Here is a 13,313-nt window from a genome sequence, read left to right on the forward strand (position 1 = left end):
TGGCCGGATGGTGCCACGAGGGGCCTCACCCACCGTCTAGTCTTGTGTGCGACATGGAGCAGCGCGAGTACACGACCGGCGTCGAAGAGGCGTCCGGTGGTCTGGCAGGCGGGCGCGGGGTGGGAGCGGGGCAGCTCATCGCCGACGCGCCTGCCGACATACCCGGCCCGGTATCCGTGGTGACGGCTGCTCCGGCTGACGCGGCCGGGGCCGGCGGCAGGGCGGAGCGGCTTGCGGCGCAGTTGGCGGTGGCCGACCCGGTTGCGGCGCATGATCTGTTCACGGCGGCCTACGGGCTTTACGGCGCGCGGCACTTCGGTGGTGTACTGGAGAGCGGGCGGGCCGCGGGGGCGGGGACGAGCTGGTGGCACGGGCCGAGTGTGCGGCTCCCGGTCGGGCTCAGGTCCCGTGCGGGGCGGCCGGCCCAGGGGCCGCGCCGGGCGAGGCGGATCGCCGCCGACGCGCTGCCGCCCGCCGTCCCGGCGAGGCGCGGCCGGCACCGCAAGCCCGAGCATTCGCCTGGTAGCACCCCGCAGGAGGTGGCGGTCGAACGGCGCACCGCTGCCCGGCTGTTGGCGGCACATCCGCTGGTGACGGCGAACGGCCCGCACGCGGCGGGATTTCCGCTGGTCCGCCGTCATGCGGACTGGCTGGCGGAACGATTCCTCACGGTGCTCGGTTACCCCCTGACCATCGGTCACTCCTACGCCCGGCTGCACAAGGCCGGGCTGCCGGGGCGCGGACTGCCGGGTTTCGGACCGGCCGGGTACGCCGCTCTGGTACGGGCGCTCGACGCGCTCGCCGACGGCAGGCCGGCCCAGGTGGAGCAGCCCGAGGTTCGCCAACTGCTCGATGGCTGGCGGGTTTTGACCTGGGGTGAGGACGACGCTCCGCTGGCCGACCGGGGACTTGCTCGTGCCCTCGGTCCGTTGGCCGCACCGCCCGCCGACGGTCCGGCCCTCGCCGTGCGGCGGCGGCTCGCCGAGACCCCGGTGGTGCTGCTGGACGAGCTCGGCGCCGAGGAGCGGGCCTGGCTGCTGGAGCACCAGTGGGCGGAGGCCGAGCTGTTCGCCGACTTCCTCGGCCTGGAGGCGGAGGTCAGGGCCGAGGGCGTCGCCCTGCTGGATCCGGCCGACGAGCTCACCGACCTCGCCCTTCCGGGCAGCGGGACGCTGGCGCAGGCCGCCCTGCTGCTGGTCGAGCGCCTGGTGGAGGAGCTGCGTCCGCTGCCGGAGGAGTCGGCGCCCCCGGCGGTACTGATCCCCGACGCGCTGATAGACGGTGCGCTGGGCGACATCACGGACGAGTACGGCCTGGCGGCGGGATGGCATCGCGACTACCTGGCCGACCTGGCGGGTTTCCGGCGGGACGCGCTCGATCTGCTGTACCGGATGCAGCTGATCGCTCCGGCCGGGCGGGCCTGGCTGCTGCGGGCGCCGGCCGCGCGCTATGCCCCTCCCCTGGAGGTCCAGTGGGGGCCGGGGTCGGGGCGGCACTCCCGGCCGGCGTCGGAGGCCCAGCAGGAGCTGACCGTCTGACGGCGGCGCCGTCCAGATGACGTGGCGGGCCGTGGCGTGATCTGCGGTGCGGCGGATCGGAGCGTGGTGGTGCGGGGGCCGCCCCGCGCCCGTTGGGAGGGATCCCACGGGCCGGAGGCCGGGAGCAGCCCGCAGGCGGCGGGGCCGGGATGGGTTGCGCCGGTCGGCCGGCGCGCCCCGGGGCCGGTTGGGCCTGCTGTGTGGAGGGCCCGCTCGAGGCCGTTGCCGGGAAGGGCGGGTTCAGCGGGCCGGGGCGCTGATGGCGAGGGTGTCCTGGCGGACGGTCTCGACGGTGGCGGCCACCCCGAGGCTGCCCAGGGCGATCGAGGCGGCGACGGCGGCGCAGGCGAGGATCCGGCGGTGCCGCTGGGGGAGCGGGAAGCGGTCCGGGGAGAGGGCCTGGGAGGCCGAGGTCGGCTGAGCGTTCATGTCGGAGAGCATTCCAGGGAGGTGTTAAACGGTGACTACGGCCGGGTGAAGTCTGGGCGGGGGCTCGGCGTCGGGACATCTGGGCAGGTGACGGGTGGGTGAGTGGCCTGCGGGCGACGGCTGCGGCGCCGCCGGCCGGGGTCGCGGAAGCCGTGCCGACCGTTCGGAGGGTGAAGGCGGCGCACTCGCCGGTGGCCGTCCCGCCCGCCCGGACCGTGCGGTGCGCGGGCGCGGCGCCGGCGGCCGCGCAGCAGCCGTGGGACACAGGCGGCCAGCAACTGCTGGGTCATGCCGAGCGGCGGCGGTTTGACCCAGGGCACCGGGTGGCAGTGCCGGAGCGCGGCGGCCGCCTCGGGCAGGGCCTGGCCGAGGGCGCAGGCCGCGACGGTGGCGAGGGCCAGGTGGGCGCGGACGGCCCGGTCGGCGGCGACTGCCGCGCGGCCGGGGAGGCGGGTGGGGGCGGGTGGCTGTTCGGCTGTTCGCGAGGGGCCCGGCAGGCGGGTCGAGCGCGGCAGTACGGACGCTCGTAAGGACACGGACGCTCGTAAGGACATCGTGCGGGCCTTCTCGGCAGCTCGGACGGGTGGTGCGCGTCGGCCAGCATGCCACTGATCTGACTGTCTGTAATGCTGGATTGCGTTGTGTGACCAGCCCTGGTGGGCGCCGTCCGGCCTGGCGGGGTACGGGAGTTGTGGTGCCCGGCGGTCCGGTGCCGGGTGCGCGTAGTTCACCCGGACGGATGAGCTCCCCTTTCACTCGGACGGATGAGGCGCCCCACCCGAGCCGTCCGGCTCACTGTCATGCGCCGTCCGGCACACCGCCCGCCGACCGCGCCCCGCGGGCGGCGTGCCGGGGCGTGCGCCGAGGGCCCCGCATCGAGTGAGGCAGGAGCCCACTCGGCGGGTGGGCTCAGGCCGCGTACGGGACGGCGGCTGGGCGGGCGGTGGCCAGGTAGGCGGCCAGGGCCTCGCGGCTCTGCGTCAGGGTCTCGATCCGGCCGTCGAGGTCGGCGAGTTCGACTCGCAGGGTGGCCAGCAGGTCGGGGCAGGCCTCCAGGGCGGGCAGCGGGCCGGTGGCACACGGGAGGATCTCGGCGATGACCTTGGTGGAGAGGCCGGCCGCCAGCAGGCCCCGGATCTGACGGACCCGCACCTGGGCGTCCGCCCCGTACTCCCGGTACCCGCCCGGAGTCCGCTCGGAGTGGAGCAGCCCCTGCTGCTCGTAGTACCGCAGCAGCCGGGTCGAGACCTCGGTCAGGCGGGAGAGTTCTCCGATGCGCATACCGGGTGCAACGCGGCCCCGGGACCGGTTGTTCCGGGTGGTCGGCGGGGTCGCCGGTGCTGCGGTCACCGGTGTCGTGCGGCGAGGAAGTCCTGGACGGCGGCCAGCAGTTCGGGTCCGCGTTCGACGGTGACCAGGTGGCCGGAGGCGAGTTCGAGGAGCCGGGCGCCCGGTATCCGCTCGGCGAACCTCCGGTGCTGCGCCGGGACGGAGAGGGTGTCCGCGGTGGCACTGATCACCAGGGTCGGCACGGTGATCCCGGCCAGGTCGCCGCTGACGTCCACGGTGGTGACCAGTTCGAACTGCTGCCGCAGGCCGGCCGGAGTGCCCGCGGCCACCGCCTTTGCCAGGAGGGTGAGTTCGGCCGGCGAGTGCCGGTTGATCCATTCCGAGCCGAACGCGAAGGCGAGGTTGAACCTGCCCCACAGTTCCGGGCTGAGCCGCTCCGCCGCCAGCAACGCGTCGACCACCAGGCGGATGTGCGACGTCGCCTCCGCCACGCCGGCCACCAGTACCAGCGAACGCACGCGCCCGGGGTGCCGGGCGGCGGCCCGGACCGAGACCGCCGCGCCGAGTGAGAATCCGACCAGGTCGAAGGAGTCGTGCCCCTCCTCGACGGCCGTCGCGACCACCCGGTCGGCGAGGTCGTCCAGGTCGAGCGGGCCCTCCTCGACCGGGCTGCCGCCGGAGCCCGGGTAGTCCGGGGCGATCACGGAGTAGTGCTCGGCGAGCGGGCCGATGAGGGTGCCCCAGTTCGCCTCGGCGCCGCCGCCCGCGCCGTGTGCGAGGACGAGTGCGGGGCCGGTGCCCCGGGTGATCCTGGAGAGCGTGTTTGCTGCCATGGAGTGTTCCTTGATGGTCCGTCGGGCGTGGCGCCCGGGGCTGCCGGTGAGTGGTGCCGTCACTGGGGACGGTAGAGGTTGACACCTGTGTCAAGGTCAAGCCGACCGCTGTCCGGGTCGTTCGGCGCCGCCCTATCATCCGGAGCATGACACGGCGCTAACAGGCGCCCGGACACCCCGCGGGCGCTTGCGGACACGCCTCCTCTCCTCCCATCCGACCGGAAGGAAGCGACCGATGGACCGGTTCGAGAACGATCGTGTGCGACAGGGCCACTGCGGCGAGGAACTCCCGCAGGGCGAACGGGAGTCGGCCGCCGGGCTGCCCGGGATCGTCAAGCCGCTGCCGCCCGAGTGGTTCGTCCTGCACGAGACCAACGCCGAGATGCGCTGGGACGCCCTGCGCGAGGGCGGTACCGGCTTCCACACCCCCACCGGGCGGTTCTTCGTCCGCAACCACACCGGCACCCCGCTCATCGACCCCGACCGGTGGCGGCTCACCCTCACCGGCAGCGGACTGGACGGGCCCGCCGTCGAGTTCGACCTCGCCGCACTCCGGCGGCTGCCGGCCACCTCGTACACCGCGGCGATCGAGTGCGCGGGCAACGGCCGCAGCTTCTTCACCGCCCAGCAGCACCAGGCCGTCCCCGGTACCCCCTGGAGGCTCGGCGGCATCGGGGTCGCCCGCTGGCGCGGGGTGCGGCTCTCAGAGGTGCTGCGGCTGGCCGGGCTGCGCCCCGAAGCGGTCGACGTGATGCCGATCGGACTCGACCCCGACTACGTCACCTCCGACGGCCGGAACCTGGGCCGGGTCCGCCGGCCGCTGCCGGTCGCCAAGGCACTCGACGACGTCCTGCTGGCGTACGAGATGAACGGCGCGCCGCTCACCCCCGACCACGGCGCACCGCTGCGGCTGGTGGTGCCGGGCTGGGTCGGGATCGCCTCGATCAAGTGGGTCGGCACCATCGAGGTCTCGGCCGAACCGCTGTACTCGCCGTGGAACACCGAGATCTACCGGATGTTCGGCCCCGGCCATCCGCCGGAGGGCGGGGAGCCGCTCACCGGACAGGTGGTCAAGAGCGCATTCGAGCTGGCCCGGGGCGCGATGCTCGCGCTGGGGGAACGTCACCGGCTCTACGGGCGCTCCTGGTCCGGCGAAGCACCGGTCGAGTGGGTCGAGGTGAGCTGTGACGGCGGCCTGAACTGGCGCCGCGCCAGGCTGCTGGACGGGCCCGAGAGCACCGCCTGGACGCGCTGGAGCTTCGACTGGCGGCCCGAATACCCGGGCCGGTACACGCTGGTGGCGCGCGCCGGTGACCGAAGGGGAAACAGTCAGCCCCGCGCGGCCGCCGCCAACCGGGAGGGCTACCTCTTCGGCGCCGTCGTGCGCCACCCCGTGATCATTGTCTAGACCACGTGCCGTGACCTGCCCATAACGACTGGTAAGGTGCCTCGCCTCGCCGGTCGCAATCTGTGAGTAGTCCTTAACGTCCATGAGACTTTGATGAACAGACGGCCTCGGCGAACGGTTCGGCATGACGGTGCGTCTAGCCTCATGAAACGGGGCACTGGCCGTGTACGGTCCGTAGCCGCCGTTGGAAGAGCCGCAGTCCACGAGACCGAAGAGCAGGTTGATGGAATCACGTGAAGTAGCGGACTTGAGTCTGCCGCCGTCCGGGACCACACCCGGACTGGCGGGCGGGGCGCTGTGGCCGGTGATCCCGGCCGCCCCCGCACGGACCCTGATCGAGGTGATCGAGGCCGCCGCCCAGGCGTACCCGGACGCACCCGCGCTGGACGCGGGTGCCGCGGTACTCGACTACCGGTCGCTGCTGGAGCAGGTTGACGCGCTGGCAGGCCGCCTGGCGTCCCTCGGCATCGGCCGAGGAGACCGGGTCGGCGTGCGCGTCCCCTCGGGAACGGCCGATCTCTACATCGCGATCCTCGCGACGCTGCGCACCGGCGCGGCCTACGTACCCGTCGACGCGGACGACCCGGACGAGCGCGCCGAGATGGTCTGGGCGGACGCCGGGGTCTGCGCCGTGCTGGGCGAGGGTCTGGCGATCACCACCGACGCACGCAGACGCCCCGGCGGACGCCCCGGCAGACCGACCCCGGAGGACGACGCCTGGATCATATTCACCTCCGGGACCACCGGGCGCCCCAAGGGCGTTGCGGTCACCCACCGCTCGGCCGCGGCCTTCGTCGACGCGGAGGCCAGGCTGTTCCTGCGAGGCCGCCCGCTCACCCCCGGCGACCGGGTGCTCGCCGGGCTCTCGGTCGCCTTCGACGCCTCCTGCGAGGAGATGTGGCTCGCGTGGCGTCATGCCGCCTGCCTGGTGCCCGCACCGCGGGCGCTGGTGCGGGCCGGTGCCGACCTCGGCCCCTGGCTGGTCGAACGTCAGATCACCGTGGTCTCCACCGTGCCCACCCTGGTCGCGCTCTGGCCGACCGAGTACCTGGAGCGGGTCCGGCTGCTGATCCTGGGCGGCGAGGCGTGCCCGGAGGAACTGGTCCACCGGCTGGCCGCCCCGCACCGCGAGCTGTGGAACACCTACGGCCCCACCGAAACCACCGTGGTCGCCTGTGCCGCACTGATGACCCCCGGTCAGCCGGTGCGCATCGGCGCCCCGCTGGACGGCTGGGAACTCGCGGTCGTGGACGAACAGGGCAAGCCGGTCGCCTGGAACGAGACCGGTGAACTGCTGATCGGCGGCGTCGGCACCGCCCGCTACCTGGATCCGGCCAAGGACGCCGAGAAGTTCGTCGACAGCCCCTACCTGCACAGCTCCCGGGTCTACCGCAGCGGCGACCTGGTCCGCGCCGACCCCGAGGGACTGGTCTTCGTCGGCCGGGCCGACGAGCAGGTCAAGCTGTCCGGACGCCGGATCGAACTCGGCGAGGTCGACGCCGCGCTGCAGGCGCTGCCCGGCGTACGCGCCGCCGCCGCGGCCGTCCGCAACACCCCGGCCGGCGGCCAGGTGCTGGTCGGCTACCTCGTCCCCGACGGCGGCCCCGGCACCCCGTTCGACACCGCCGCCGCCCGGGTGGCACTGCTGGACCGGCTGCCCCAGGCACTGGTCCCGCTACTCGCCCTGGTGGACGACCTGCCGACCAAGACCTCCGGCAAGGTCGACCGCAACGCCCTGCCCTGGCCGCTGGCCGGCGTCACCCAGACCGCCGCGCCCACCGGGCCCGCCCCGACCGGCACGGCCGGCTGGCTGGCCCAGCAGTGGCAGGACCTGCTCGGCCTGCCGGTCTCCGGGGACAGCGACTTCTTCTCCCTCGGCGGCACCAGCATCGCGGCCGCCAAGCTGGTCTCGGTGCTGCGCACCCGCTACCCGGCGGTGTCCGTCGCCGACATCTACGCCCAGCCCACGCTGCTCGCCCAGGCCGCCAGGCTGGACGAGCTCGGCGGCCCGCCGCGCGAGGAACGCACCGTCCGGCCGACCCCGCGCCGCGCCGGAGTGGTCCAACTGGCCGTCCTCACCCTGCTGTTCACCGTCAGCGGCCTTCGCTGGGTGCTGGCCCTGGCCGCGCTCGACAACCTCGCCGGGCTCACCAGCCTGGCCGGACACAAGCTCGCCTGGGCACCCCACACGCCGTGGTGGCTGATCATCACCGGCTGGGTGGTGCTCTACAGCGCGGCCGGACGGCTGGTGACCGGGGCGAGTGCCGCCCGGCTGCTCACCGCCGGACTGCGGCCCGGCAGCTACCCCCGGGGCGGCTCGGTCCACCTGCGGCTGTGGACCGCCGAACGGGTGGTGGCCTCCTTCAACGTCGCCTCGGTGATCGGCACCCCGTGGGCCGGCCGGTACGCGCGGCTGCTCGGCTGCCGGGTCGGCGAGGACGTGCACCTGCACACCATGCCGCCGGTGACCGGCCTCGCCCGGTTCGGCTCCGGCGCCAGCATCGAGCCGGAGGTCGACCTGGCCGGCTGGTGGCTGGACGGCGACGTGCTGCACCTGGGCGGGGTCGAGATCGGCCGTGGTGCCCGGGTCGGCACCCGCAGCACGCTGATGCCCGGTGCCGTGGTGGGCGACCACGCGGACGTCGCGCCCGGCAGCTGCGTCGTCGGCGAGGTCGCCGCGAACCAGCAGTGGCACGGCTCCCCGGCCCGTCCGATGACCGACGCGGGCCCGGCCGGCACCGGCTGGCCGCTGCCCGTGCACCGCCGCTCCCGGCTGTGGAACGCGGTGTACGCGGTGAGTCTGATCGGCTTCGGTCTGATGCCGCTGGTCGCCGCGCTGCCCGCGCTGGCCCTGGTGCTGTCCATGCTCGACAAGGACCGCACCCTCTACGCGGCGATGATCCAGCTGATGCTGGTGACCCCGCTCGCGGTGCTGATCTCGCTGCTCTGCTACTCGCTGCTGCTGATCGGTGCGGTCCGGCTGTGCGGTCTGATGATCAAGCCGGGACACCACCCGTCACTCGGCCGGGTGGCGTGGGCCTCATGGGTCGTCACCCGTTTGATGGACACCGCGCGCAGGTCGCTGTTCCCCTTCTACGCCTCGCTCTTCACCCCGGTCTGGCTCCGGCTGCTCGGCGCCCGGATCGGCCGGCGGGTGGAGGCGTCCACGGTGCTGGCGCTTCCCGGCCTGATGCGGGTGGACGACGGGGCCTTCCTCGCCGACGACACCCTGGTCGCGCCGTTCGAGGTACGCGGCGGCTGGCTGCGGGTCGGACCCTCGAAGGTCGGCCGGCGCAGCTTCGTCGGCAACTCCGGCATCGTCGGCCCGGGCCGCACGCTGCCCGACAACTCGCTGGTCGGCGTGCTCTCCGACACGCCGGCGCACGCCGAACCCGGCTCCTCCTGGCTGGGGCGCCCCGGCTTCTCGCTGCCCCGGGTGGCCCGCACCGGTGACCTGGCGCACACCTACGACCCGCCGCGGCGGCTGATGCTCGCCCGCGGCGCGGTGGAACTGTGCCGACTGGTGCCGGTGCTGTTGGTCGCCTTCCTCGGCGACCTGGCCTTCGGCGCGCTCCAGGAGGTGATCGACCGGGACGGCCGGGCTGCGGCCGCCGCGTGCGGCGGACTGGTGCTGATAGGAGCCGGGATCGCGGCGCTGATCACCACCACGCTGGCCAAGTGGGTGCTGGTGGGCCGGTTCAGGACGGGTGAACACCCGCTCTGGTCGCACTTCGTGTGGCGCAACGAGCTGTACGACACCTTCGTCGAGGAGCTGGCGATGCCCTGGCTGGGCCAGGCGATCATCGGTACGCCGTTCCTCAACGTGTGGCTGCGCTCGCTGGGCACCCGGATCGGGCGCGGGGTCTGGTGCGAGACGCACTGGCTGCCGGAGACCGACCTGATCGCGATCGAGGACGGCGCGAGCATCAACCGCGGGACGGTGCTGCAGACGCACCTGTTCCACGACCGGGTGATGCGCCTGGACACCGTGCACGTCGGCGCCGGGGCCACCACCGGCCCGCACTCCATCACGCTGCCCGGCTCCAGCCTGGGGAGCGGGGTCTCGGTCGGCGCCGCCTCGCTGGTGATGAGCGGTGAGTCGATGCCGGACGGTACCCGGTGGATCGGCAACCCGGTCGCCGCCTGGCCGGCGGAGCTGCCCGTCGGGGCCGGTCCGCACGTGGTGAGCGGGTCCGACCGGCGGCACGCGCGGTCCCGGGGGCACCTGGGCGGCGGGCGGAGGCAGGTGGGCAGCGGCGTCTGACGCCGCGGGCCGCTGACGGCGGGTGGGGCTTCGGCCCTGCCCGCCGTTCCGCGTCGGGCGTGGAGCGCGGACGGTGGCGAGGCGGCCGGCCGGGCGGTTCCCCGAGCCGGTCGGTCTCAGGCCGCTTCGTAGGGTGTGAGGACCAGACGGACGACGTCCTCCAACCGGCGGCGGGCGTCGTCGAGGGTGGTGCGGCCGGTCACCCAGGCCGTCAGCTCGCCCTGCCAGGCGTGGCCGACGATGTGCCGGACCACATCGCCCGCACCGGGCGGGACCTGGGCCATCACCGCGTTCAGCGCCGCGTCGTCGGCCCGGACCAGGCTCTGCAGCGCCTCGCTCGCGAACGGGTCGGTGGAGGCCGCGACCGACACCCGCAGCCGGGCCAGCTGGGGCTGGCGCTGGTACGCCCGCATGCCGTGCCGGACGAACCGGACCACCCGGTCGGTGCCGGTGAGCCCGGCCCTGGGGCCGCGCAGTTCGGCCACCAGGTCGGCGAGCAGCATGCGGTGCCAGTCGGCGATCGCGGCGGCGAGCAGGTGGTCCTTGGAGGAGAAGTACCGGTAGGCGGTGCCGAGCGCGACCCCCGAGCGTTCGGAGACCTGCTTCATCTGCAGGCGCTCGACGCCGGTCTCGTTCACCAGCGCGAGGGCCGCCGAGAGCAGATTCCGGCGGCGTTCGAGCTGACGGGGCGACATCGCTTCGATCGGCCGTGGTGACAGGTCAACCTTGGTCACCCGCACCATGATACGGGGCGGCCACCCGGGAGCGAACGACGCCTGATCAGCGCACTGCCGGTCCGGGAGGTGCGCCCGGGGCGGCCGCTACGGCCGTGGGGGCTGCGGCTGCAGTTCGCGGAGCAGGGCCTCCTGCACCGCGGAGGCGACCAGTTCGCCGTCCCGGTTGTAGAACTCGCCGAGGCTGAGCCCGCGTCCGTCCGAGGCGGACGGGCTGCGCTGCGCGAACAGCAGCCAGTCGTCCGCGCGGAACGGCCGGTGGAACCACATCGCGTGGTCCAGCGAGGCGAGCATGACCCGGGGCGGGCCGGAGCGCTGCAGCCGGTGCGGCTGGACGTGCAGTGCCGCGGTCGGGGCGAGCGTCAGGTCGGACAGGTAGGTGAGCGCGCAGACCTGGACCAGCGGGTCGTCGGCCGGGAGCGGGGTGCCCGCCCGGAGCCAGACGAACTGCTGCGGCACACCGGGGAGTTCGGGCGGTACGCCGGGGGCGTCGGCCGGGACGAAGCGCATGTCGAGCGAGCGGAAGCCGCTGCGGGCGTAGTCCTCGGGGGCCTGTTCGGCCCAGAGCGGGAAGGGGTCCGGCAGTTCCTCGGGGCCCGGAACCGGAGGCATGGTGCGCTGCCGGGTGCCCGCCTCCTCGGGGAGTTTGAAGGAGGCGGAGAGCGTGAAGATCGCCTCGCCCTGCTGGATCGCCGTCACCCGCCGGGTGGCGTAAGAGAACCCGTCGCGGACCCGGTCCACCTCGTACTCGATCGGGCGCTGCGGGTCGCCGGGCCGCAGGAAGTACCCGTGCAGGGAGTGCACCGCCCGGGCCGGGTTCACCGTCCGTCCGGCAGCGGTGAGCGCCTGCGCCGCCACCTGGCCGCCGAAGGTGCGGGTGGGCGCCCCGGCGTGGCAGCTGCCCCGGAACAGGTTCTTGTCCAGCTGCTCAATCCGGAGCAGCTCGATGAACGAACCCGGCGTGCCCGGGTCCGGAGAGTCCTGTGAGATGGCGTCGGTCACCCGCACATAGTGGCAGACCGGGGCCGGTTGGCGGTGTGACCTGGGTTACCGGGAGCCTGCCACATCAGGTGGAACGAGTTACAGAAATGTTCGCCGATCGTGGCAGCCACCGGGCGGTGCGGCGGGGAGCGGGGGTCAGACGGCGACTTCGTCGCCCTCGGCGGTCCGGCCGCCGACCGGGGTGCCGGGTTCGGGGAGCAGCGGTTCGGCCCCCCTGGGCATCGCCGCGACCGCCCGCCACCACAGCCTCAGCGGCGGGGCCTCGGCGGGTTCGAAGGGGCGGCCGGGGACGGGGACGGCGAGCCGGGCGCCGAGGGCGTGGGCCGCGGCGACCGTGCGTTCGGCGGGCTCCTCCCAGGGGTGCGGGGCGAGGTTGAAGGTGCACCAGTGGATCGGGAGCATCAGCCGTCCGCCCAGGTCGAGGTGGGCCCGGACGCCCTCCTCGGGCGTCATGTGCACCTCAGGCCAGAAGTCGCTGTACGCGCCGATCTGCACCATCGTCGCGTCGAACGGTCCGAGTCGGCGGCCGATCTCGGCGAAGCCGGGGAAGGAGCCGGTGTCGCCGCTGTGGAAGACCCGGTGCCCGGGACCGGCCACCGCCCAGGAGGCCCAGAGCAGGTATGGGCTGGTCTTCGGGCCGCGGCTGCAGTAGTGGCGGGCGGGCACGGCGGTGAGGGCGAGGCCGGCCACCTCGGCCGACTCCCACCAGTCCAGCTCCACGATCCGGTCGGCCGGCACCCCCCAGTGCTCCAGGTGCGCGCCGACGCCGAGCGGGGCGGCGAAGACCGCGCTGGAGCGGCTCAGGGCCCGGACGGTGTCCATGTCCAGGTGGTCGTAGTGGTCGTGCGAGATGACCACCACGTCCACCGGGCCGAGCCCGGCCAGCGGGACGGGCACCGGGTGCAGCCGCCGGGGGCCGGTCCAGCTGAACGGTGAACAGCGCTCGCCCCAGACCGGGTCGAACAGCACCCGGCGGCCGTCCAGCTCGGCCAGCACGGTGGCGTGGCCCAGCCAGGTCAGCCGCAGCCCGGAGGCGGGTGGCTCGGCCAGTTCGGCCGGCCGCAGCCGGTGCAGCGGCACGGCGGCGGCCGGGACCCGGCGCGGGCGGTTGGCGGTCAGCTGGGAGTGGGTGATCTCCAGGGGGGAGCGGTCGTAGACCAGCCGCCTGGTCGGTACGGGGTTCCGGAAGGCGCCGTCGGTGAAGTTCGGTGAGGCGAGGATCCTGGCCAGCCGCTCGCCGGCGGGTTCTGCGCCGAAGGCGTCGGTGCGGAGCCTGCGCCAGGCGGTGCGGGGCAGTTCGCGGAGTGGGGAGAGGCCGGGGCCGAGGCCGGTGCCGGTGCCGGTGCCGGTGCCGAGCTGCGTGGTCAGAGTGGTGAACCGGGAGATCCAGGAGACGGAGCTGGGCACAGCACCTCCATGGGCACGCAACAACGCGCGCTCGCGGCGGCGCGGACGCGCGGGAGGAGCCGTACGGCAGGGGCTCGGGTGCCCGCTGCCGTACGACAGGCATCTGACCGGACCTTACCGTTCCGGCGGCCGTCGAACCCGGTGAACGGGGGAGTGAGCACGCCGTTCGGTGGACCTGGTCCGGATCCGAGCGGATGCGCCAACTGCCGCCTCGGGATGGGCCGGGAGCGCCCGTGGCGAGGGCGGGCGCCGGGGGTGTGCGCGGATGGGTGTGGGGCGGGTGCGTGTGCGCTGGTTACGCGGTGGTACGGCAGGTGCGCGGGTACTGCAGGTGTGCGGGTGCGGCGCGTGTGCTGGTGCGCGCGGGACGCTTTGGGGAACCGGGCGCTGCGGGTACGCCGGCGCTTT

10 protein-coding genes are annotated in these 13,313 nt (G+C 74.1%); 3 read left to right on the forward strand and 7 right to left on the reverse strand.

The genetic code is table 11. The annotated features are described in order from the left end of the window. The first annotated feature begins 53 nt into the window (after positions 1-53). The gene (locus tag ACWDAK_RS19575) at positions 54-1,538 is read left to right on the forward strand and encodes a DUF2398 family protein (RefSeq protein ID WP_427394093.1); all 1,485 of its coding nucleotides are present in this window, start codon (positions 54-56) and stop codon (positions 1,536-1,538) included. Positions 1,539-1,778: 240 nt separating this feature from the next. Here ACWDAK_RS19575 and ACWDAK_RS19580 read toward each other — a convergent pair whose 3' ends face one another. The 4 genes from ACWDAK_RS19580 to ACWDAK_RS19595 form a co-directional block, all read right to left on the reverse strand. Further along, complete coding sequence (locus tag ACWDAK_RS19580) at positions 1,779-1,967, reverse strand: hypothetical protein (RefSeq protein WP_344635934.1); 189 nt, start codon at positions 1,965-1,967, stop codon at positions 1,779-1,781. Positions 1,968-2,002: 35 nt separating this feature from the next. Further along, positions 2,003-2,503 (reverse strand): hypothetical protein, encoded by a 501-nt coding sequence (locus tag ACWDAK_RS19585; RefSeq protein WP_344635933.1) that lies wholly within the window; start codon positions 2,501-2,503, stop codon positions 2,003-2,005. A gap of 373 nt (positions 2,504-2,876) precedes the next feature. Beyond that, complete coding sequence (locus ACWDAK_RS19590; RefSeq protein ID WP_344635932.1) at positions 2,877-3,248, reverse strand: MerR family transcriptional regulator; 372 nt, start codon at positions 3,246-3,248, stop codon at positions 2,877-2,879. A 65-nt stretch (positions 3,249-3,313) separates the two neighbouring features. Further along, complete coding sequence (locus ACWDAK_RS19595) at positions 3,314-4,090, reverse strand: alpha/beta fold hydrolase (RefSeq protein ID WP_427394094.1); 777 nt, start codon at positions 4,088-4,090, stop codon at positions 3,314-3,316. Positions 4,091-4,325: 235 nt separating this feature from the next. Here ACWDAK_RS19595 and ACWDAK_RS19600 point away from each other — a divergent pair, with 235 nt between their 5' ends. Both ACWDAK_RS19600 and ACWDAK_RS19605 read left to right on the forward strand, forming a co-directional pair. Beyond that, the gene (locus ACWDAK_RS19600; RefSeq protein WP_344635930.1) at positions 4,326-5,498 is read left to right on the forward strand and encodes a sulfite oxidase; all 1,173 of its coding nucleotides are present in this window, start codon (positions 4,326-4,328) and stop codon (positions 5,496-5,498) included. A gap of 223 nt (positions 5,499-5,721) precedes the next feature. Next, the gene (locus ACWDAK_RS19605; protein ID WP_427394095.1) at positions 5,722-9,762 is read left to right on the forward strand and encodes a Pls/PosA family non-ribosomal peptide synthetase; all 4,041 of its coding nucleotides are present in this window, start codon (positions 5,722-5,724) and stop codon (positions 9,760-9,762) included. A 116-nt stretch (positions 9,763-9,878) separates the two neighbouring features. Here ACWDAK_RS19605 and ACWDAK_RS19610 read toward each other — a convergent pair whose 3' ends face one another. The 3 genes from ACWDAK_RS19610 to ACWDAK_RS19620 all read right to left on the reverse strand — a co-directional run bounded on the left by ACWDAK_RS19610 (position 9,879) and on the right by ACWDAK_RS19620 (position 12,794). Further along, a complete protein-coding gene (locus tag ACWDAK_RS19610) occupies positions 9,879-10,496 on the reverse strand; it encodes a TetR/AcrR family transcriptional regulator (RefSeq protein WP_344635928.1) in 618 nt (205 codons plus the stop codon). Positions 10,497-10,583: 87 nt separating this feature from the next. Further along, a complete protein-coding gene (locus ACWDAK_RS19615; RefSeq protein ID WP_344635927.1) occupies positions 10,584-11,498 on the reverse strand; it encodes an acyl-CoA thioesterase in 915 nt (304 codons plus the stop codon). Positions 11,499-11,633: 135 nt separating this feature from the next. After that, positions 11,634-12,794, reverse strand: a complete 1,161-nt coding sequence (locus ACWDAK_RS19620; protein WP_344635971.1) for an MBL fold metallo-hydrolase — start codon at positions 12,792-12,794, stop codon at positions 11,634-11,636. Between the last annotated feature and the right edge of the window lie 519 nt (positions 12,795-13,313).

Source organism: Kitasatospora sp. NPDC001175 (assembly GCF_053598215.1).

What these genes read in the sequence shown, in the direction of transcription:
- ACWDAK_RS19575 (WP_427394093.1), top strand. Translation starts at nt 54, where the DNA reads ATGGAGCAGCGCGAGTACACGACCGGCGTCGAAGAGGCGTCCGGTGGT.
- ACWDAK_RS19580 (WP_344635934.1), bottom strand. Translation starts at nt 1,967, where the DNA reads ATGAACGCTCAGCCGACCTCGGCCTCCCAGGCCCTCTCCCCGGACCGC.
- ACWDAK_RS19590 (WP_344635932.1), bottom strand. Translation starts at nt 3,248, where the DNA reads ATGCGCATCGGAGAACTCTCCCGCCTGACCGAGGTCTCGACCCGGCTG.
- ACWDAK_RS19595 (WP_427394094.1), bottom strand. Translation starts at nt 4,090, where the DNA reads ATGGCAGCAAACACGCTCTCCAGGATCACCCGGGGCACCGGCCCCGCA.
- ACWDAK_RS19600 (WP_344635930.1), top strand. Translation starts at nt 4,326, where the DNA reads ATGGACCGGTTCGAGAACGATCGTGTGCGACAGGGCCACTGCGGCGAG.
- ACWDAK_RS19605 (WP_427394095.1), top strand. Translation starts at nt 5,722, where the DNA reads ATGGAATCACGTGAAGTAGCGGACTTGAGTCTGCCGCCGTCCGGGACC.